General features: G+C 36.0%; 1 protein-coding gene. It reads left to right on the top strand.

The genetic code is table 11. The annotated features are described in order from the left end of the window. The coding region (locus ACY2RT_RS15660) for a hypothetical protein (protein ID WP_490156835.1) at positions 1–236 on the top strand (236 nt) is incomplete at both ends.

Raw genomic sequence — 236 nt, 5'->3', positions numbered from 1 at the left:
TTATGGGCATGGTGGAGACCTTGCGGGATATTCCACAGCTGCTTTTTATTTTCCTGAAAAAGAGATCAGTATTGTAGTAAATGGAAATCAAAGCGGGATCTATTCTACACATTTAAGTAGCACTGTGGAAGCATTACTTCAGGCATACCTAGATTATGAAATAAGCCTGTCTGTAAATTCATATGGATTTGAAAAGGAAAATATATTAGTATTTCCCAAGCCTTTTACCAGTGAAA

The sequence above is a fragment of the Ulvibacter sp. 2210JD10-4 genome, from assembly GCF_058148525.1.
The sequence above is the reverse complement of the archived record's forward strand: the minus strand, read 5'-3'. Positions and strand labels throughout refer to the sequence as shown.